The 20,931-nt window shown below is 73.3% G+C and carries 14 protein-coding genes; 13 read left to right on the top strand and 1 reads right to left on the bottom strand.

Features of this window, described 5'->3' with window-relative positions; all coding sequences use genetic code 11:
• Window positions 1-176: 176 nt before the first annotated feature.
• From WMF26_RS35470 to WMF26_RS35420, 11 genes are all read left to right on the top strand, one after another.
• Window positions 177-782, top strand: a complete 606-nt coding sequence (locus WMF26_RS35470) for a hypothetical protein (protein ID WP_437996334.1) — start codon at window positions 177-179, stop codon at window positions 780-782.
• Window positions 782-1,447: a hypothetical protein gene (locus WMF26_RS35465; RefSeq protein ID WP_437996333.1), complete on the top strand. Its 666-nt coding sequence runs from the start codon at window positions 782-784 to the stop codon at window positions 1,445-1,447. The genes WMF26_RS35470 and WMF26_RS35465 overlap by 1 nt, the downstream gene beginning before the upstream one ends.
• Before the next feature lie 120 nt (window positions 1,448-1,567).
• A complete protein-coding gene (locus tag WMF26_RS35460; RefSeq protein ID WP_437996332.1) occupies window positions 1,568-2,401 on the top strand; it encodes a response regulator transcription factor in 834 nt (277 codons plus the stop codon).
• Window positions 2,402-2,745: 344 nt separating this feature from the next.
• Window positions 2,746-4,686, top strand: a complete 1,941-nt coding sequence (locus WMF26_RS35455) for a hypothetical protein (protein WP_437996331.1) — start codon at window positions 2,746-2,748, stop codon at window positions 4,684-4,686.
• A gap of 72 nt (window positions 4,687-4,758) precedes the next feature.
• Window positions 4,759-5,763: an AAA family ATPase gene (locus WMF26_RS35450; protein ID WP_437332694.1), complete on the top strand. Its 1,005-nt coding sequence runs from the start codon at window positions 4,759-4,761 to the stop codon at window positions 5,761-5,763.
• A gap of 18 nt (window positions 5,764-5,781) precedes the next feature.
• A complete protein-coding gene (locus WMF26_RS35445; protein ID WP_437332693.1) occupies window positions 5,782-6,735 on the top strand; it encodes a DUF58 domain-containing protein in 954 nt (317 codons plus the stop codon).
• A 2-nt stretch (window positions 6,736-6,737) separates the two neighbouring features.
• A complete protein-coding gene (locus WMF26_RS35440; protein WP_437996330.1) occupies window positions 6,738-8,645 on the top strand; it encodes a vWA domain-containing protein in 1,908 nt (635 codons plus the stop codon).
• Entirely contained in the window at window positions 8,642-11,464 is a 2,823-nt protein-coding gene (locus WMF26_RS35435; protein ID WP_437996329.1) for a VWA domain-containing protein, read from the top strand. Before WMF26_RS35440 ends, WMF26_RS35435 begins: the two co-directional genes overlap by 4 nt.
• A 225-nt stretch (window positions 11,465-11,689) precedes the next feature.
• Window positions 11,690-12,631 (top strand): homocysteine S-methyltransferase family protein, encoded by a 942-nt coding sequence (locus tag WMF26_RS35430; RefSeq protein ID WP_437996328.1) that lies wholly within the window; start codon window positions 11,690-11,692, stop codon window positions 12,629-12,631.
• Between the two features lie 72 nt (window positions 12,632-12,703).
• A complete protein-coding gene (locus tag WMF26_RS35425; protein WP_437996327.1) occupies window positions 12,704-14,035 on the top strand; it encodes a glutamate--cysteine ligase in 1,332 nt (443 codons plus the stop codon).
• Between the two features lie 63 nt (window positions 14,036-14,098).
• Entirely contained in the window at window positions 14,099-15,412 is a 1,314-nt protein-coding gene (locus WMF26_RS35420; RefSeq protein WP_437996326.1) for a hemolysin family protein, read from the top strand.
• Window positions 15,413-17,136: 1,724 nt separating this feature from the next.
• Here the strand turns inward: WMF26_RS35420 and WMF26_RS35415 are convergent.
• A complete protein-coding gene (locus tag WMF26_RS35415; RefSeq protein WP_437996325.1) occupies window positions 17,137-19,053 on the bottom strand; it encodes a HEAT repeat domain-containing protein in 1,917 nt (638 codons plus the stop codon).
• A 188-nt stretch (window positions 19,054-19,241) separates the two neighbouring features.
• Between WMF26_RS35415 and WMF26_RS35410 the strand changes: the two genes are divergently transcribed.
• The gene (locus WMF26_RS35410; RefSeq protein ID WP_437996324.1) at window positions 19,242-20,204 is read left to right on the top strand and encodes an XdhC family protein; all 963 of its coding nucleotides are present in this window, start codon (window positions 19,242-19,244) and stop codon (window positions 20,202-20,204) included.
• Complete coding sequence (locus WMF26_RS35405; RefSeq protein ID WP_437950557.1) at window positions 20,201-20,839, top strand: nucleotidyltransferase family protein; 639 nt, start codon at window positions 20,201-20,203, stop codon at window positions 20,837-20,839. Before WMF26_RS35410 ends, WMF26_RS35405 begins: the two co-directional genes overlap by 4 nt.
• Window positions 20,840-20,931 lie beyond the last annotated feature (92 nt).

Raw genomic sequence — 20,931 nt, 5'->3', positions numbered from 1 at the left:
GCCCGGTCCCTCGGCTAAAGTGAGCGTATGAGGGCGGAAATGCGGCTGCACCGTGACGCGACGCCCTCATGGTCTCCTGCCCGAGGGAGGCCGACAGGACGTGTCTGGTTGACCTGAGCGCGTGGTGGCCCGGGTTACGTCGGTATCCAGGGTGCCCGCGCAAGTGAGGTGCCCCCGTGAGCCAAGCGATCTCTGTGTCCCCGAGCATGACCCGCTACTTCCAGGAGGTTGTGGACGAGGCGCTCCGAGTTCGGAACGTCGCCGCGACCGAGGCGGCGTCGAGTTACCTGGTCGGTCTGCTTTGTGCCTTCGCTCACCCGGACGAGCACGCCGAGTCCACCTTCAACCAGCCCCTGACCTTTCTCCTGCGCGACGCCCTGGAGGCCTCCGGCGCCGAGCGCTTCCGGCGGCTGCGCAATCTCGGCGACGGCGTCCTCTACGTGGTCGGCTTCTTCGGCGGCCACATCGAGCTCAAGGGCATCGATCGACGCTACGTGGTCGGGGTCGGGTCGACAGCCTACCACCACGCCGCCGCGATGCTGCGCCTCAACGCGCGCGGCGGCCAGGGCCCCGACGTCCTCGCGGAGATGGCCGAGAAGTTCGAGCGCTTCGTGAGCGTCTTGAACGATGTGGCCGACGGCACGCTCGCGTCCGGCGCTCGCGATGAGCGCTCGGTGCTCCGGCTGTACGAGCGCTGGGTCCGCACCGGCTCCAGCCGGCTCGCCGACGAGCTCGGGGCGCGCGGGCTCGTGCCGAGCCGCGGCACGGGCGGGCTCAACTGATGCGGGGCGCGACCTTCCCCGCCCGGATCCAGCAGCACCTCGCGCGCACCTACGCGCTCGACGACGCCCCCGCTGTCGACGATTTCATCCGGCCGACGGACGGCGGCGCGCGCGAGGCGCTGCTGATCCGACACGCGGACGGGGACATCGAGGTGGCGCTGCACCTGCCCGCCCGCGCGATCTCGCGCGGGCGGGAGGGGACGTTCGACGAGATCTGCCAGATCGTCGAGGGGGTGAGCCACTTCCTCTATGTGGCCGAGCGGGCGCGCAGGGAGCTCCCGGCGACCCAGCTGGAGCTGGAGCTCCAGGCCGAGGTGGACAAGTACGTGCTGCTCGTCCATGGCGGCCTGGCCGAGGAGGTCGAGCTCCCGGGCCCGCCGCTCCGGCGCCGCCACGAGGCCGCGCCGCCCGGGCCAGCGCGCTTCGAGCCCGAGCGCGCCGCGCGGATCCGTGCCCACCTGTTCGAGCGCGTCACCTTCATGGATCCGCCGGGCACCGAGACCGGGGATCGCTACCGGATCGCGAACGACCTGGCGGCGCGGTTCGTGGGCCGGCTGGAGGCCGAGTTTGCTCGCCGGGGCCGGTACGCCGAGCTGCTCGCCGCGCTGCGGCGCTTCTACGCGGCGGGACAGACGGAAAAGATCGCCCTCGCGCGAGCGGCGTGATCGCGGTCTCGCCGGCGCTCGGGGTCGCCGCGGGAGGGCGGCTCCGAGCGCGCGTCGCGTCCCCATGGGCTCGTTCTCTCTTGACCGGTTCGCGCGCACGTACTCTCATCCGCATCCACGATGCCTTCCGCGAGCATGACGCCGCCCCGTGTGCTGGTGGCCGAAGACGAACCGGCGATGTTGAGCCTCGTTGCGCGCCACCTGAGGAACCTGGGCTTCTCCGTGATCGAGGCCTCCGAGGGCGATGCCGCCTGGGAGCTCGCGCGCGAGCACCAGCCGGACCTCGTGATCCTCGACGTGATGATGCCCGGCATGAGCGGCTGGGAGATCTGCAAGCGGCTGAAGAGCGACACGTCCGACGGCCGGCCGTTCGCGAGCACCGGCGTCATCATGCTCACCGGGATCGGCGAGAACCTGAACGAGATGACGTCGCCGCTCTTCGCCGCCGACGCCTGGCTGAACAAGCCGTTCGATTTCGCCGACCTCGACGCGCGGGTGCGCGAGACGCTCGCGCGCTACGCGAAGCCGCTGCCCGACGCGAACGGCAGCAAGGGCCAGCCGAGCGCAGCGGGTGAAGAGCGCGAGGAGGAGCAGCCGTCCGGAGAGCGCGTGACGGGGGCGAAGAGATCCGCGGCGAACGGCGCCGCGACGGGCAGGGCGGCCCCGAAGACGTCCGCCGCGAAGAAGACCGCCGCGAAGCCGGCTGCGAAGAAGGCGGCCGCGAAGCCGGCGGCGAAGAAGACCGCCGCGGCGAAGAAGCCGGCCGCGAAGAAGACCGCCGCGAAGCCGGCGGCGAAGAAGCCGGCCGCGAAGCAAGCGGCGCCCAAGAAAGCCGCGGCGAAGAAGCCGGCCGCGAAGCAAGCGGCGCCCAAGAAAGCCGCGGCGAAGAAGCCGGCCGCGACGAAGAAGGCGGCCGCCAGCAAGGCGGCGCCCAAGAAGAAGGCGGCGAGGTAACCTGGCCGGGACGCCCGCGCCGTGCGCGGGCCCGGTCAGGTCGTTTCCACCGAATCCGTCGAGCGCTCGTGCTCGTCTGCTGGCGCAGCGGCGCCGGGGATCCATCCGGTCGTAATCCGGAGGGAGCGCCCTCACGCGCTCCCGGAAGCGCGATCGATGCCGGCGGTCGCTGAGCGCCGAGGCTGGCCCGCGCGGGAATGATCGGGGTTCGCCGCGCGTCATGCCCTCACGCGTCGCGCGCAGCCTCCCAGGAACTTTCGGGCGCCCGACCCATCAGCAGGTACAATGCTGCGACGTTTCCTCTTCGAGGGGCCCCGCGGGGGGCGCCCGGAGCGCTGGGCACCGTGAGCGACTCTCGCACGAAGCATCTGGACCGTATCCGCAGCGCCGCGCGCGCGGTCGAGCTGCGGCTCCGGGTCGGGCGCGCGCTGCGCGCGCTGCCGACCGCGCTGACCCTCGCGCTGGCGATCGCAGCCGGGACGCTCGCCGTCCACAAGGCGCTCCCGGCGCACCTGAGCGAGCCGCGCGCCCGGCAGCTCCTGCTCGGCGCGGGGCTGCTCGTGCTGGCCACCGTCGCGCTGGCGATGCTGCGCCGCCTGCCCCCCCGCGCCGGGACGGTCGCCCTCGACCGGCACCACGGCCTCCACGACCGGCTGACCAACGCCATCGCCTTCGACGCGCTGCCCGCGGCGCAGCGGACCGCCCTGATGGAGGCGGCGATCGACGACGCCTGCGAGCACGCGGCCAGGCTGCGCCCCGCCGGCGCCGCGCCGCTCGCGCTCCCGCGCGAGCTCTGGGCCTCGGCCGCGGTGGGCCTCGGCGTGTTCGCGGTGGCGCTGCTCGAGGTGCGCACCCCGCGGAAGCAGGCGCCCGTCGCGCAGACGATCGACGCGCTCGCGATGTCGCCCGACGACATCGAGCTCTTCAAGGACGCGGCCAAGGCGCTCGACCGGCAGGATCAGAGCCCGGAGATGAAGTCCGCGGTCGAGCGGTTCAACCAGCTCATCGAGGACATCGCCAACAAGCGCCTCGATCGGACCGAGGCGTTCCGCCGCATGGAGGCGCTCGAGCGCGAGCTCCTCAAGGGCGCCGAGGCCGACCTGAAGGCGCTCGAGGAGGCGCTGAAGGAGACCGGGCTCGACCTCAAGAGGAGCGACCTGGCGAAGGGCGTGGGGGAGTCCCTCGAGAAGAAGGATCTCGAGCAGGCGAAGAAGGAGCTGAAGCAGCTCGCCGAGAAGCTCCGCGACAAGAAGCAGAAGCTCGACAAGGCCGAGATCGAGCGGCTGCGCAAGGCGCTCGCCGAGGCGGCCTCGCGCCGCAAGGAGGCCCTCGCCGCCATCAACGAGAAGCGGGCCGAGGTGCGCGAGCAGCTGCTCAAGCAAAAGCAGAAGGCCTCCGCGAACGAGCAGCGGAAGTCCGAAGAGGAGCGGCTCCTCAAGAAGAAGGAGCGCGAGCTGGAGCGGCTCGACCGCGAGGCCGAGCAGAAGGAGCGGACCGGGCGCCAGCTCGACCGGCTCGACCGCGAGCTCGCCAAGGCCGCCGAGGATCTGATGCGCGACCTCGGGATGTCCGCGGACGATCTCGAGCAGGCCGCCGAGGACATCAACCGGATGCAGCAGGAGGAGATGTCCGAACAGGAGAAGGAAGAGCTGCGTCAGCGCCTCGAGGAGCTCCGGGAGCTCGTGCGCCAGCAAGGGCAGGGGGGCAAGCAGCGGATGGCGAGGATGCTCCGCTTCGGCAAGCGCGCGCGCGGCAACCAGGGCAGCGGCGAGGAGCAGCAGGGCCAGGGCCAGCAGGGGCAGGGCGACGGCGAGCAGGAAGGGCAGGACGGCCAGCAGGGCCAGGGCCAGGGCCAGGGCAAGGGCGGGCAAGGCCAGGGGCAGGAGCTGGTGATCGGGCCCGGCGGGAAGAAGATCCTGATGCCCGGCGGACAGGGGCAGGGGCAAGAGGGGCAGGGGAGCGGCAAGGGCAACCAGGGCGGCGGCAACCAGCCCGGAGGCGACGGCGCCGGCTCCGGCCGCGGCGGCGAGGTCGCGGGCAAGCGCACCGACCCGAAGATGGGGACCCAGGACGTCCAGGCGCAGGGGCTCGACACCCAGCAGGGGCCCTCGAACAGCGAGGTGATCCTCAGCGCCGCCGAGCGGGGCTTCAAGGGGACCGGCTACAAGAAGGTCTTCACGGACTACCACACGGTCGCAGAGCAGCAGATCAACAAGGATCAGATCCCTGATGGATACCGGTTCTACGTGAACCGGTATTTCCAGCTCATCAGGCCGCGCGAGTGAGTCGAGCCATCGGCTCGAGCGCGACCGCGCCTCTACAGGCGCTCCGCGGCAGCGGGCGCGAAGCAGGAAGCTATGGCCGAGAAGACGAAGGAAGCAGCGCGGGCCGAGGTGGACGAGTTCCGCGCGAGCATCGGAGAGCTGCGCGAGGAGGTGGGGAAGGTCATCGTCGGCAACCGCGACGTGGTCGACGGCGTGCTCACGTGCATGCTCGCGGGCTCGCACGCGCTGCTCGAGGGCGTGCCGGGGCTCGGCAAGACGATGCTCGTCCGCACCATGGCCGAGGCGCTCGACCTCCAGTTCTCGCGCATCCAGTTCACGCCCGACATGATGCCCGCCGACATCATCGGCACCACGGTCATCGACGAGAGCGCGGGCGGGCAGCGGTCGTTCTCGTTCCGCAAGGGGCCGATCTTCGCGAACATCGTCCTCGCCGACGAGATCAACCGGGCGACGCCGAAGACGCAGAGCGCGCTCCTCGAGGCCATGCAGGAGCACCGGGTCACGGTCTCGCGGCAGAGCTACACGCTGGAGGAGCCGTTCTTCGTCCTGGCGACGCAGAACCCCCTCGAGAGCGAGGGGACGTACCCGCTGCCCGAGGCGCAGCTCGATCGGTTCTTCTTCAAGCTGCACGTGCCGTTCCCGAGCCGCGACGAGCTGAACGCGATCCTGGAGCGGACCACCGGCACCGACGCGCTGGCGGCGCGGCCCGTCCTCGACAAGGCGCGGATCATCGCCATGCAGCGGCTCGTCCGCGAGGTGCCCGTGGCCAAGCACGTGCAGGACTACGCGGTGCGGCTCCTTCAGGCCACCCACCCCACCGAGGGCGACACCCTCGACGAGGTGAAGCGGTTCGTGAAGTTCGGCGCGTCGCCGCGAGGGGCGCAGGCGCTCCTGCTCGCCGCGAAGATCAGGGCGCTGTTCGAGGGGCGGTTCGCGGCGTCGGTCGACGACGTGCGCGCGTGCGCGCTGCCCGCGCTGCGGCACCGCGTGCTCCTCAACTTCGAGGGGGAGGCCGAGGGCGTGAAGACCGACGAGGTGCTGCAGGCCATCCTGAAGCGCTTGCCGGAGAGCAAATGAGGCGCCGCCGAAGCTAGCATGGGGCTCTTCGACGCGTTCAAGCGGGCCGCCGCGCCGCTGCGGCGGCTCTCCGCGGTCTCCGCCGGCGCCTCCGACGAGGATCTCTTCGACGACGAGTTCCAGCGCAAGCTCGACTACCTCGCGATGGTGAGCCGCCGCGTCTTCTCGGGCGCGATGCGCGCGGAGCGGCGGACCAAGAAGACCGGCTCCGGCGTCGAGTTCGCCGACCACCGCGACTACGCCCCGGGCGACGACTTCCGGTACCTCGACTGGGCCGCGTACCAGCGCTTCGACCGGCTCCTCATCCGGCTCTACGAGGAGGAGGAAGACCTCTCGATCTACTTCATCCTCGACACCTCGGCGTCGATGGCGTTCGGCGACGGCGCGAAGCTCAGGCACGCGAAGCGCCTGTGCGCGGCGCTCGCGTACGTCGGGCTCGCCAACCTCGATCGGATCGCGATCGTCACCGCGACCGACGAGATCAGCGGGCGCATGCAGTCGACCCGCGGCAAGGCGCGCATCTTCAGGATCTTCCGCTTCCTCGGGCAGGCGCGGGCCGACGGCGCGACCGACCTCGGCGAGGCGATGAAGACGTTCGTGGCGCAGCACAAGCGGCGCGGGCTCGCCGTGATCCTCAGCGATCTCTACGATCCGGTCGGCTTCGAGCGCGGCATCAACGTGCTCCGGTACAACCGGTTCGAGCCGTTCGTGCTCCACATCGTCGACCCGAGCGAGGCCCGGCCCGCGCTGCGCGGCGACGTGCGCGTCTACGACTGCGAGACCGGCGACGAGCGCGAGGTCACGGTGACCGCGAAGGTGCTCGACCGCTACGCCGAGGCGTACGAGAAGTACCTCGACGAGATCCGCCGGTTCTGCACGTCGCGGCAGGTGAGCTACTTCCGCGCCGACGTGTCCGTCCCCTTCGACGAGCTGATCCTGCGCGTGTTCCGCAGAGGCGGCTTCCTCCGGTAGCGATGCTGCACTTCACCGGCGTCCCGCTCGCGACCCTGCTCCAGATAGGCGCCCTCGCCGGGGCGGTGGTCGTCGTCTTCTACATCCTCAAGCTGCGCCGGCGGCCGGTCGCGGTCCCGTTCTCGAAGATCTGGGAGCGCGTCCTCCGGGACAAAGAGGCGACGAGCCTGTTCTCGCAGCTGAAGCGGCTGCTCTCGCTGCTCTTGCAGCTCGCGCTCCTCGCGCTGCTCCTGCTCGCGCTCGGGGATCCCCGCCCGCAAGCGAACCTCGTCGAGGGGCGCAACATCGTCGTCCTCATCGACGCGAGCGCGAGCATGCAGGCCGTCGACGTCGCGCCGTCGCGCCTGGAGCTCGCGAAGGACGAGGTCAGGAAGATGGTCCGCGGCCTGTCCGGCAGCGACCGCATGCTGCTGGCCCAGATGGACGCGGCCGTCACGCCGCTGTCCACGCTCACCGGCGAGATCTCCGACCTGGAGGCCGCCCTCGCGGCGGTGAAGCCGACCGACGCCACGGCCGACTTCGCGCGCGCCCTCCGCTTCGCCGGCGACACCCTGAGCGGGCTCCCGTCGCCGGAGGTCATCGTCGTGAGCGACGGCGCGCTGGGCGAGCCGGCCGACGCCGGCGGGCCGGTGCGCCTCGGCGACGTCAAGCTGTCGTTCTTGCCCGTCGGCAAGGGGGCGCGGAACGCCGCCATCACCGAGTTCTCGGTGCGGCGCTACCCGCTCGACAAGAGCCGCTACGAGGTGATGCTCGAGGTCACGAACACGAGCGACGAGCCGCTCGACCTCGAGCTGTCGCTGCTCGGCGACGGCCAGCTCACGGACCTGACGCGCCTCCGGCTCAAGCCCAAGGAGAAGCTGCCCCGCTTCTACCCGAACCTCTCCGGCGCGTCGAAGACGCTCGAGGCGAAGCTCGCGCTCGCCGACGGCGGCTCGGACGATCTCCCGGCGGACAACCGCGCCTACGCGCTGCTCCCCGAGCGGCGCCGCGCGCGCATCCAGGTCGTCTCCGCCGGGAACATGTTCCTCGAGGCGGCGCTGCTCCTCGACGAGTACCTCGACGTGACGTTCGTCGAGCCGCAGCGCTACCCGGCGGCGTCCTCGTTCGACGTGACCATCTTCGACGGCGTGGCGCCGACCGTCGCGCCGGGCAGCGGGAGCCTGCTCTACCTGAACCCGACCGGGACCAACCTCCCGTTCGAGGTGGGCAAGGAGATCCTCGACGACGATCCGAACTACGGCCTGGGCTTCGACGAGCTCGACGCGAAGCACCCGCTCCTGCGCTACACGGCGCTCAGCGACGTGAACATCGCGCGCGCCCACGTGCTCAAGGGCAACAAGGAGGACAGGGTCGTCGGCCGGAGCCACAGGGGCCCGCTGCTCATCGAGGGGCGGCGCGGCGGCGTGAAATTCGTCGCGCTCGGCTTCGACGTCCGCGAGAGCGATTTCCCCCTCCGCATCGCCTGGCCGCTCTTCCTGCTCAACGCGATCAACAACTTCGTCGAGGAGGACACGAGCTACATCTCCTCGTTCCGCACGGGCGCCGTCTGGCACATCCCGGCGTCCTCGTCCGCGGAGTCGGCCAGCCTGGAGCTGCCCGACGGGACGAAGCGGGCGGTCCCGATCCAGGACGGGCGCGCCGTGTTCCTCGGGCAGCACGCCGGCTTCTACACGCTGCGCGTCGGCGCCCCCGGCGCGGAGGAGGTGAGCATGTTCGCCGCGAACCTCTCCGCGCCCGAGGAGAGCGCGATCGCCCCCGCCGCCGAGCTCAAGGTCGACGGGCGCGGCGCGGGCGCCGTGGGCGAGTTCAAGATCGGCGTTCGCCGCGAGCTCTGGGTCTACCTGCTCGCGGCGGTGCTCCTCGTGACCGCGATCGAGTGGTTCACGTACCACAGGAGGGTGACGGTGTGAGCGCGTTCACTGGCCGCAAGTTCCGCGTCGTCGCGTGGGCCATCACCTGCGCCGCCCTCGGTGGGATCCTGTTCTGGGCGTACCGGAAGTACGTCCTGCTGCATCCGGATCCGACGCTCACCTGGATGCGCGAGGGGGTGAAGTACGAGCTCCTCAACCCGAAGATGCTCGGCGCGCTCCTGCTCGCGCCCTGGTTCGTCGGCGTCCTCGCGGGCTCGCTCGCGGATCTTCCTCTGCCGCAGCGCGTGCTGTCCGTGCTGCTGCGGATCGCCTTCGTCGCGCTGATCGCGCTCGGGCTGTCGCGGCTCGCGAGGACGGCGACCACGGAGAAGGTTGCCACCATCTACCTCATCGACGTCTCGGAGTCCGTGACCGACGAGTCGCTCGACGACGCGCGCGCGGCGCTCGACAAGGCGTTCGCCGAGAAGCCGGAGGACGGCGTCATCAAGGTGATCACGTTCGCGCGGCGGCCGCGGCTCGTCGAGCGCGCCGCCGGCGAGGCGGCCGGCGGCGACGCGGAGCGGCGCGCGCCGGCCATCGGCCGCCACCTCGACGAGAAGGGGCAGCGCGGCGACCTCGGCGCGGGCTCGAACCTCCAGGCCGCGCTCCAGCTCGCCTACGGGCTGTACCCGCCCGGCTACCTGAAGCGCGCCGTGCTGATGTCGGACGGCGTCCAGACCGACGGCGACCTCCTCGCCGAGGCCAACCGGGCGCGCGACTTCGGGGTGCGGCTGTTCTCCATCCCGTACCGGCGACCCGCGCCGCCCGAGGTCGCGGTGCGCGAGCTCAGGATGCCGGACCGGGTCAAGGTCGGCGAGACGTTCGAGATCCACGCCGACATCTACGCGAGCCGCGCCACCAAGGCCCGCGCGCGGCTGTTCCAGGGGGAGGCGCTGAACGGCCTCGAGGGCATCCGGGATCTCGAGCTCAAGGCGGGGCCGAACGACGTCGTGTTCAAGAGCGTCGTGCGCATCGCGGGGCAGGTGACCTACGCGCTCGAGCTCGATCAGATCGCGGACGACAAGTTCAAGGAGAACAACCGGTACGCGACCACCATCGACGTGCCCGGGCGCCCGTCGGTGCTCTACATCGAGGGGACGCCGCAGCACGCCGGCCCGCTCTCGAGCGCGCTCACCGCGCAGCAGCTCGACGTCGACGTCAGGCCGCCGGCCGGCTTCCCCGGCTCCCTCAAGGAGATGGAGCGCTACGACTTCCTGATCGTGTCCGACACCCCGAAGGAAGCGCTCAGCCTGCAGGGGCAGGAGATCATCGAGAGCTACGTGCGCGATCTCGGCGGGGGGTTCCTCTTCGCCGGCGGCGAGTCGGGGTACGGCCTCGGCGGCTGGTACCGCACCACGATCGAGCGGATCCTGCCGGTGCGGATGGACAACGAGCGGAAGAAGGACATGCCGAGCGTCGCGATGGCGCTCGTCATGGATCGATCGGGGTCGATGACCGGGCTCCCCCTCGAGATGGCCAAGGCCGCGGCGAAGGCGACCGCGGGGGTCCTGTCGTCGGACGACCTGATCGAGGTCATCGCGTTCGACTCGGCGCCGACCCGGTACGTGAAGATGCAGCCCGCGCGCAACCGCTCGCGCATCGCCGGCGAGATCGCGCGCATCCAGCCGGGCGGCGGGACCGAGATCTTCGCCGCGCTCGACGCCGCCTACCAGGACATGACCGTGACGCAGGCGCGCAAGAAGCACGTCATCCTCCTCACCGACGGCAAGGCGTCCACGGGCGGCATCCGGGACCTCGTGTCCGCGATGATCGCCGAGTCGATCACCGTGACCACGGTGGGGCTGGGGAACGATCTCGACGAGCAGCTGCTCAAGATGATCGCCGACGTGGGCGGCGGGCGCTTCCACGCGGTCCCGGACCCGAACAACCTGCCGCGGATCTTCACCAAGGAGACCGAGATGGTGGCGCGCGCGGCCGCCGTCGAGGAGTGGTTCCCGGTCACGCAGGTCGGCGACGCGGCGTTCCTCCGCGGCATCGACGTCCGCACCGCGCCGAACCTGCACGGCTACGTCTCGACCAAGCTGAAGCCGCCGCCCGCCCAGGAGCTGCTCACGAGCGACACCGAGGAGCCGATCCTCGCGCGCTGGCGGGTCGGCCTCGGGTGGACGCTGGCCTGGACGAGCGACGTCAAGGCGCGCTGGGCCGTGGAGTGGCTCCGGTGGCCGGGCTTCGAGAAGTTCTGGGGGCAGCTCATCCACGAGCACATGCGCCAGAAGCACCGGCGCGAGCTCGACATGAAGGCCGAGATCGTGGACGGAGAGCTGCGCGCGTCCGTGGACGCGTTCGGGGCGGACGACCGGTTCGAGAACAACCTGACCTCCCGCCTCAGCATCATCGGGCCCGAGCCGGGCGGGGCGACGCGGGTGGTCGACATGCGTCAGACCGCGCCGGGCCGGTACGAGACGGCGCTCGCGCTCGATCGGTACGGCTCCTTCCTGCTGCGGGCGGAGCACCTGCGCGAGGCCGACGACGGCTCGCTCCGGCCCGTCGCCGTCAGCTACGGCCACGTCTCGAACCCGTACCCTCGCGAGTACGCGAGCTTCGAGCCCGAGCTCGCGACCCTCGAGAAGGCCGCGACATCGACCGGCGGCGCGGTCGATCCGACCGGCGTGGCGGCCATCTTCGACCCGGCGGGGGAGAAGGTGACCTTCCACGAGGAGCTCTGGCAACGGTTCATTTACGCCGCGATGGTCGTCTTCCTGCTCGACCTGTTCGTCCGGCGGGTGCGGCTCTTCGACCGGAAGTTCGTCGCGCGCCGCGGGCGCGGGGTAGGAGGCCGGAGCCTCCCCGCCGTATGACGGCCCGCGGCACAGCCGAGCCCTGCATGAGCGCCGATCCCGCGTTCCGCCCAGGCGTCGCGCCCAGCGCCGGCGAGCGAGCGTCAGGTTGTCCCCGACTCCGCTGCATGAATCGCTGTGCCCCAGACCGCTGGTCCGCACCATTTCGCGACGCGAAGGGGCTGTCTTGGGCTAGTTTCCCCTTATAGACCGGTGGTAGAGGAGCCCTGGAAAGCAGCGAAGGACGTGAACGCGCTCGAGGCCTCCACCTCTCGGCCTCCGGTAGGTCGTCCGCTCATCATCAGCGGAGATCCGCTCGCCTCGCTCCGCGGCCGCGGGGCCTCGGTCTCGTCCACCACCGCCCTCGGCCGGCTGCTCCGCGAGTCGCCTCGGACGATCGCGGAGCTGCACGAGCAGGAGATCGCGCTGGGGATCGACGTGGTCCGGGCCCTCACGTCCGCGACGACGACGCGCGCGCTGGCGCCCATCGGCATGGCGTTCCGCGCCGCCGCGCTCACCGGGACCGCGGTCGAGCTCGCCACGGAGGCGGCGGGCGCGGCCGCGCGTCGCGTGGCGGTGGCCGGTATCCTGGGCCACACTGCCGCCGCGCCCATGGCCGACCGGATTGCGGAAGATTACGCGGTCCATGCGGCCAGGCTGGCGGCCGCCGGCTGCGAGATCCTCGTCGCGTGCGGCTTCGATCCCGTCCAGGCGGCGTGCGTCTCCCCCGCGGTCGCGCGGCTCGCGCGCCGCGCGGCGGTGGTCAGCGCCAGCACGACGCAGCTGGCGACGTGGGCGCTCGTGGAGCTCGACGGGGCCGGGCGCACCGCCGACGGAGAGGGGTTCGAGGAGGCCGCCCGGGGGGCGCTCGAGAGCGGCGCGGACGCGCTGCTCTTCGAGGTCCCGTCGGTCGACCTCGGGCTGAGCATTCTCCGGCGCCTCGAGGGCGTCGCCCACGAGGTCCAGGTGGGCGTGCTGCTCGGCGTCGAGCCCGCGCCGGCCGACGCGGCCGAGCGCCCGGCGCCCGCCGAGGCCTGCGACGCCTGGGCCGCGTCCGCGGTGCGGCTCATCGAGGCGGGCGCGCGAATGCTGGGGGGAGGGACGGGGACGACGCTGGCGCACCTCGGCGCGCTCGCGAAGATGCTCCGTACGACGCAACGCGCGCCCCTGCTCAGGCGCGCGCTCTAGGCGAGGACGAAACCAACCGGAAACGTGATGATGGCCGACGCAAGCCACGCGAGTGAGTCGAAGTCTCAACCGTTGAAGACGTTCGACGACCTGCTGTTTCCCTTCCACGAGGCTGTGAAGCCCGAGTCGCTCCACCGGATCGGCGCCGAGGCGGAGAAGTTCGGTGTCGACGCCAGGACGGGCGCCGCCATTCCGTACGAGGGCGAACGGAGCGTCCTGTCCGTGCTCCAGGCGCTCGTCGAGCGGCACGGCTGGACGCCCGAGCACGAGACCCCTGGCGGTCCGCTGATCGCGCTCGCCCGGGCCGGCGCCTCGGTGACCCTCGAGCCGGGCGGGCAGCTCGAGCTGTCCGGGGCGCCCCTCGAGAGCATCCACCAGATCTGTCTGGAGATGAGCGGGCACCTCGCGGAGCTGCGGGACATCTCCGCCGAGCTCAATTTCGCCTGGCTCGGCATCGGGTTCCACCCGTTCGCGTCGCAGGCCGAGCTCTCCTGGGTGCCCAAGGCGCGCTACGCGATCATGCGGCGCTACCTGCCGACGCGCGGCGCGCACGGCCTCGACATGATGCGCCGCACCGCCACGGTGCAGGCGAACTTCGACTACGCCAGCGAGGAGTCGGCGATGCGCGCGCTCCGCGTGTCGCTCCGGCTCTCCCCGCTGGTGACGGCGATCTTCGCGAACTCCCCGTTCTACGAGGGCGCGCTGTTCGGCGGGCGGAGCTACCGCGCCAAGGTCTGGCTCGACGTCGACCCCGCGCGGCAGGGGCTGCTCCGCAACGTGCTCGAGCGCGGCCGCCGCTTCTCGGACTACGTCGCGTGGGCGGTGGACGCGCCGATGTTCCTCATCAAGCGCGACGGCGAGGTGATCGAGAACACGGGGCAGACGTTCCGCGACTTCCTGGAGAACGGCTTCCAGGGGCACCGGGCCACCCGCGCCGACTGGGAGATGCACCTCAACACGCTGTTCCCGGAGGTCCGGCTCAAGCGGACGATCGAGGTCCGCGGCGCGGACTCGCTGCCGGCCAACCTGGTCTGCGCGCTCCCGGCGCTGTGGACCGGGATCCTGTACGACGCCCGCGCGCTCGACGAGGCCGACGCCCTCTCGGAGAGCTTCAGGTTCGACGAGCTCGAGGCCGTGCGCCCGATGATCGCCGAGCGCGCGCTCCGCGCTACATTCCGCGGCAAGCCGCTCGCGGCGATGGCCGAGCGGCTCCTGTCGATCGCGTCGGGCGGGCTCGAGCGGCGCGCGCGCCTGAACAAGAACGGCAAGGACGAGCGCGCCCACCTCGAACGGCTCAGCGCGCTCGTCGCCAAGGGGCAGTCCCCAGCCGATGCTCTCGTCGATGGACTCAGCAACGACGACCCGGACCTGCGCAGCAAGATCCTCCATCGTGCGAGGATCTGAGCGCGGCTCGCCGCCGAGCAGGCGCGGGGCGAGGGGCGCACCCGGGGGAGGACGAAGGCCGGCATGACGCTCGTCTATCTCCTGGGCACCGCGCTGCTCGTGCTCCTCAACGCGTTCTTCGTCGCCTCCGAGTTCGCCATCGTCAAGATGCGACCGACGCGGCTGGAGCAGCTCGTGCGCGAGGGGGACGCGCGGGCCCAGCTCGCGCTCCAGATGTCGCAGCGGCTCGACGCGTACCTCTCGGCCAACCAGCTGGGCATCACGCTCGCGTCCCTCGGGCTCGGCTGGATCGGCGAGCCGGCGATCGCCCACCTCATCGAGCCGCTGCTCGCGCCGCTCGGCGCGTGGTCGGGCGTCGGCGCGCACGCCATCGCCGTGGGCATCTCGTTCATCATCATCACGGCGCTCCACACCGTGATCGGCGAGCTCGCGCCGAAGTCGCTCGCGATCCAGCGGACGGAGAAGGTCACGCTCTGGGCGGCGCGGCCGCTGCACGGCTTCTTCGTCCTGATGTGGCCGGTGATCTGGGCGCTCAACTCGATGGCGAACGGGTTCGTCCGGCTGTTCGGGCTCCGTCCGGCGGGTGAGGAGGAGATCGCGCACACCTCGGAGGAGCTCCGGCTGCTCTTGACCAAGAGCCCCGCGGGGCTCGACCCGGCGCTGCGCAGCATGCTCGTGCGCATCTTCGACCTGCGCCGGCGCACGGCGAGGCACGTGATGTCGCTCCGCACCGACGCGGCGACGCTGCGCGCGAACATGACGATCGAGGAGGCGGTGCGGACCGTGGCGGACGCCGGGTACTCCCGGTATCCGGTGCTCGACGAGCAGGGCAAGAACGTGCTCGGCTACCTGCACCTCCGCGACCTGTTCGACGTCCTGAGCCACCGCCGCCGCGCGACGCGCGTGGCCGAGCTGCTCCGCAAGCCGATCTTCGCGCGCGAGAACACCTCGGTCGAGCGCCTCCGCCTCGAGATGCAGGCGCGCCAGGTGCCGGTGGCGATCATCACCTCGGCGTCGGGCGAGTTCATCGGGCTCGTCACGATGGAGGACCTCATCGAGGAGATCGTCGGCGAGATCCGCGACGAGAACGACGAGGAGGTGCCGCCCATCCACCGCCGCGGCGGCGGCATCGTCGACGTCGACGGCCGCGTGCTGCTCGCGGACCTGGAGCGCGACGCCCATATCGTGCTGCTCCCCGAGGTGAAGACCGTGGAGACCGTCGGCGGGTATATGCTCGGCCGGCTCGAGCACCCGCCGGAGGCCGGCGAGCGCGTCGAGTGCGAGGGGTACACGCTCGTCGCCATGGACGTCGCCGGCCGGCGGGTGCGCCGCGTCCGCATCGTGCCGACCGACGCGGCCGGGGGCGAGCGGTCGTGACGAGCGCCGCCCCCGACGCCGCGGATCCGCGCGCCGGCGCCGTCCGTCGGGGGCGCCGCCCGGGAGGGCGGTGCACGCCCGGGCGCGCATCCCGGAGCCGGGGGGTTCGGGGGCGAGCTGCACGCGGATCCAGGTACAAACTTCGGCAGACCGGTACTACGCTGGCTCCGTAAGTGGAAACGCTTGCAACTCGGATCTTGCGTGATGGCCCGCTGAACGAGCTCGATGCCGTCGGCTGGGCCATCCGTCTCGCGAAGAGGATCGAGGCGCTGCACGCCCTCGGCGTCGCGCACGGCGCTATCTCGCCCGAGTGCGTGCTCACGACCGCGGTCGATCGCACCTCGAAGGCCATCCTGGCCGATCTGCGGCAGACGCCGAGCCGCATCGCCTACCAGTCGCCCGAGCGCGTCGCGGGCGGGACGCTCTCGCCCGGCGACGACGTGTGGGCGATCGCGGCGACGCTCTACGAGGTGCTGACCGGGACGAGCGCGTTCGGCGGCGGGAGCGACGTCGAGACGCGGCAGCGGATCGCGAGCTCCTCGCCGGCGCCGCTCGCGGTCTTCGACGTCGGCGACGACGATCTCCAGCGGGTCCTCGACGACGCGTTCCAGCGCGATCGCTCCCTCCGCACGACGAACGCCGCCGCCTTTCGGCGCGCCCTCGAGGAATGGCACCCCGACCCCGCGGTGCGCACGCTGCTCCCGCTCGACGACGAGGACTCGACGAGCGACGAGGACGACGACGAGGTGCGGACGCTGATGCGCGTCGCGCCGCTGAGCTCGAGCCAGCTCGACGCGATCATCGCGCAGCGCGCGGCGGCAGCAGCGGCTGGGCAGCCGCCGCCGCCCCTCCCGCCCGAGCGCCCGCAGCCGCCCGCGGCGTACCACGGCGCGCCGGCGCCGAGGCCAGGCGCCGCCCCTGTCCCCAGGGCGCCCGCAGCCGCGCCGGCCGCTCCCGCAGCGCGGGGCCCCGCGCCGGCCGCGCGGGGGCGGCTCCCCGGCATGGGGGCGGTCCCGCTGACCCAGTCGTTCGGCGACGACGGCGAAGGCGAGGAGCACGTGACGCTCATGCGGGAGGGGTCGCTCGACGCCCGCGGAGCGGCTGCGCCGGCCGCGGCGACGCCCTCGCGCCTCGGAGGGACGGCGTCCGTCGCGCACCGCGTGGGCGGCGTCGGGAGGCCGGGAGCGAGCGCGGGGTCACCGGCCGGAGGCCCTCGCGAGGCGTCGGCGCTCGGGGTGCCCGGCGCGGCGCTGTCCGGGCGCGAGCGTCCGGGCGCGGAGCTCGGCGCGCCGGCCAGGCCGCAGCCTCGGGGCGGCGACATGCCCTTCCTCGGCGATCTCGACGACGGCATCCACGACGAGCCCACGCTGGACGCGCCCACGGTCGTCGATGACGACGACGACGATGACGACGTCCCGACGCGGACGCGGGAGGCGCCCCAGGGCACGTCCGACGCGCCGCTCCAGGTCGCGGCGGCGCCCCTCGGAGCGACTCCCCCCGGAGCGGCGCTCGCCGATGCGACGGCGAAGGGCCGCCCCGCTGGAGCGCCGCTCGATCGCGCGCCGGGGTCGCCGCTCGCCCCTGCGCCCGCGAGCGCCGACGCCGGTGGGCTCCGCGAGCCGAGCGCCGCTGCCGCCCGTGCGGCGGGCCCGCCGCAGCCAGCGTCGCCGCCCCCGCAGAGAGCCTTCCCCGCGCAGCCGAGCGCCGCGCCGGCGCAGCAGGGCTCAGCCGCGCCGGCGCCGGCGCCCTTCGGCAAGCTCGACGAGGCCATGCTCACCGACGCGCCGCCCGACCGCTCGGGGCGGCTCGGGATGATCATCGCGGTGATCGTGGCGCTGCTCCTGGCGGCGGGGGCGATGCTGTTCGCCGCGCAGCTCGGCCTGCTCGGGGCCGCGCCCGGCGCGCCCGGGCCGCGGGGGGGCCATCCGGTCCCCGCGCCGGCCGTCGCCTCGGCCGCGGCTCGCCTGCGGCCGGGCCTCTGCCTTGTGGAAGCTCTGGATCTGCGCGTCGAAGCCGCCCATGTCCACGCGCTGCAGCGCCTCGGGCCGGAGGCCTGAGCGGCGCGCGGTCGCCTCGGTCCGCTCGGGGAACGGCGAGATCCACACCAGCCTCCCGCCGGGCGCGAGCGCGCGCGCTGCGCCCTCGACGAAGCGCTCGAGCTGGGCCTCGAGATCCCCCGTGCGCTCGACGCGCCGACCGAGGGGCGGGTTCGTCAGGATCAGCGTGGGGGCGTCGCCCGGGGGCGGCGCGCCGTGCGCGTCGCGCTGGAGGAGCTCCGCGCCGCGCGCGCCCACGGCGTCGAGGTTCTCCCGCGCGACCGCGAGCGCCCGAGGATCGCGATCCGAGCCCACGAGCCGCCGGTACGGCCCGAGCAGGGCGCGCTCGCAGAGCTCCAGGCCCGAGCCGACGAACGGATCCCAGACGACGTCGTCGGCGCGCGCCCCCGCGATGCGCGCGAGCGCCGCCGCGATCGTCGGGTGCGACGCCGCGGGCACGTCGCCCCGGCGGTACGCGAACCGCGGGTCGGGCAGGCGCGGGGCGAGCTCGACCCGGGCGCGGCCGGCGCCCTCGTAGACGACCACGTCCCACGTGCTCTGGGTCGGATCGTTCACGAGCTCCGGCGCCTCGGCCTCCACCGCCGCCGCCGCGCGGAACACCGCGGCCCGGCGCTTGCCGCCGCCGGCCCAGTCGATGCGGTAGCGGACCGCGCCGTTCGTGAAGCGGCCCAGGATCTCGCGCGACTCCCGCGAGAGCAGCCGCTCGGCGACGGCCGCGGCGAGATCGGCGCCCGGCTCGAGCTTCCGCAGCGGGAGCGGCAGCGCGAACGACAGCATCGTGCGGGCCCCGAACAGCGTGTCGAGGCGGCCGCTCAGCATCACCTCGACGCGCGTGCCGCCGCACGGATCGCTCCGGAGCTCGGGGACGAGCCCCCCGCCCGGAGAGCCCCGGTCGAGCGCCGCGAGCTCCTCGGCGAGGATCGCCTCGAGCCCGCGCCGGCAGCGCACCGCCACGCGCGTCGGGCGCTCCGGCGCGCGATCGCCGGCGATCTCCGACGGCTCGCCGCGCGTGAGGGTCCTCCTGGCCAGGAGCTCGGCGCGCGCGCGCACGCCGGCGGTGTCGTCGTCGCCGCCGAGCTCGGCCAGCACGTCGAGCGCGGCGCCGCCGCCGACCTTGCCGAGCGCGTCGATCAGCGCGCGGCGGACGTCGGGCGAGCGCTCGCCGCGCGCCGCCTCGGCGAGCGCCTGCTCGACGAGCGGCCGATCGACGTCCGCCGCGGGCGGCTTGCCGAGCGCTACCGCGGCCATCCGGCGCGTGCGGCGGTCGTCGTCGCGGAGGCGCGCGACCAGGTAGTCGCGCGCCCGCCCGGCGATCTCGGGCTCGAGCGGCGCGGCGGCCATCAGCTTGCCGACGAGCCGGGTGAGCGGCGCGCGCAGCGACGGCGGCGCGGCGGCGGCGCGATCGAGCGCGGCGGGCAGCGCGGCCGCGCCGGCGCGCCGCAGCGCCCGCTCGGCCAGCTCGGCGGGCTCGCCGGCCGCCTCGAGCAGCGCGATGAGGGCGGCGAAGTGGCGGCGCCCCGGGGTGAACCCCGGGTCCGACAGGGCGCGCTGGAGGTCGGGGTCGGGCGTGGCGGGGGAGCTCATGGGGTCTCGGATCTCCACGTTTTCATTGAGGATCTCGCCGTCCGTCGCCGGCCGGGATCCGGGGGGCGCCTGCGCCGCTCGCCGCGCGGGCCCGACTTTCGCGACAAGCGCGGCGTTCCGGCAAGCTCTTTCGGCGCGGGCGCTCTCGGCGCTCTCGTTTTCGGTCCCCGGGTCGCTAGAGTTCCACCATGCCGGATCTGAGCCAGGTCATCCCGCGGACGGCGCTGCCGCACGACGTGCTGCGCGCGGCGCTCGGCGCGCTGGAGGCGGGGCGGCGGGTGGTGCTCGCCTCGGTGGTGGCGCGGCACGGGTCGGCGCCGTCGACGCCAGGGCAGAAGCTCTGCCTGTTCGAGGATCTCACCGCGATCGGCACGATCGGGGGCGGCGCCGTCGAGCGGGCGGCGCTCGGGATCATGGGGCGCGCGCTCGACGAGCTCGCCACCACCCCGAAGCTCGAGACCTTCCGGCTGGGCCCGAGCCTCGGCATGTGCTGCGGCGGCTCGGTCGACGTCCTCATCGAGCCGATGCTCCCCGCGGTGCACGTCGTCGTGATCGGCGCCGGGCACGTCGGCGCGTTCGCGGCGCCGCTCCTCGCGTCGCTGGGCTTCCGGGTCACCCTCTGCGACGCGCGCGCCGCCGCCGCCGACCCCGCCCGCGTGCTGCCGTCCGCGCCGCTCGCCGGAGTGTCGCCGCCGCACGACGTTGCGCAGCAGGGGCCCATGCCGGCGCTCGCGGAGCAGGTGCGGCTCGTGCTCGCCGATCACGACGACCCCGAGGTGACGGCGGGCCTGCCGAGGGATCTCGGCGAGGCGGCGGCGCTCGTGATGACGCACGATCACGGGCTCGACCAGGAGGCGATCGCGTGGGCGCTCGCGCGCGGCTTCGGCTACGTCGGTGGGGTCGGGAGCCGGGCGAAGGCGGCGCGCACGCGCGCGCGGCTCGAGGCTAAGGGGGTGGCGGAGCGCGACGTCGCGCGGGTCAGGATGCCGGTCGGGCTCGACATCGGGGCGCGCTCGCCGGCCGAGATCAGCGTCGCGCTCGCCGCGGAGCTCATCGCCTGGCGCTCCGGGCGCCAGCGCGCGCGGTGGTCGTCCGCGCCGTCCGCGTCGCCCGTCGCGGTCGCGCCGGCAGGGGAGGAGCAGGCTCGATGAAGACCGTGATCACGATCGTGCTCGCCGCGGGCGCGGGCAAGCGGCTCGGGGGGCCCAAGGCGCTGCTCGCCTGGCCCGCGGCGGAGAAGGGCGGGGCCGAGCGGCCGCTGGCGATCGCGCACGCGGAGGCGCGCCTCGCGGCCGAGAGCGCGCGGGTGCTCGTGGTGGTGCGCACCTCGGTCTTTCACGCGCTGCTCGCCCACGTGCGGCCGGGCATCGACCTTGTCTCGTGGACCGCCCGGGACGACCTCGGCCCGGCGGGCTCGTTGGCCGTCGCCGCGCCGCGCATCGGCGACGCGGACGCCGTCGTCGTGACGCCGGTCGACGTGCCCCCCGCGAGCGCCGCGACGGTGGGGCGGCTGCTCGCCCGGCTCGACGCGGGCGCGCCGTCCGCGGCGGCGCCGCTCGCGGTGCGGCCGCGGCACCTCGGCCGCGGCGGCCACCCGGTGGTGCTGCGCGCCGAGGCGCTGCATCGCTACCTCGAGGCGGATCCACCGCCGCTCCGGGATCACCTGAGGGCGCTCGGCGACCGGTGCGTGGACGAGGAGGTGGACGATCCGGGGGTGCTGCACGACCTGAACGTCCCGGTCGACGTGCTCCGCGTGCTCGGGGGGCCGCCGCGCTTCTTGGCCTGACGGAAGCCGGCGCGGCGGCGTTCGCTGACGTCGCGCGCCGGGCGTGGGGGCGCGCGGCGCCGGGTCGACGTCGCCCGGGCGACCGGGCTATC

This window comes from Sorangium sp. So ce185, assembly GCF_051526825.1.
GTDB lineage: Bacteria > Myxococcota_A > Polyangia > Polyangiales > Polyangiaceae > Sorangium > Sorangium cellulosum_D.
Note: the sequence above shows the minus strand (reverse complement) of the source record. Positions and strands in the feature narration are given on the sequence as shown.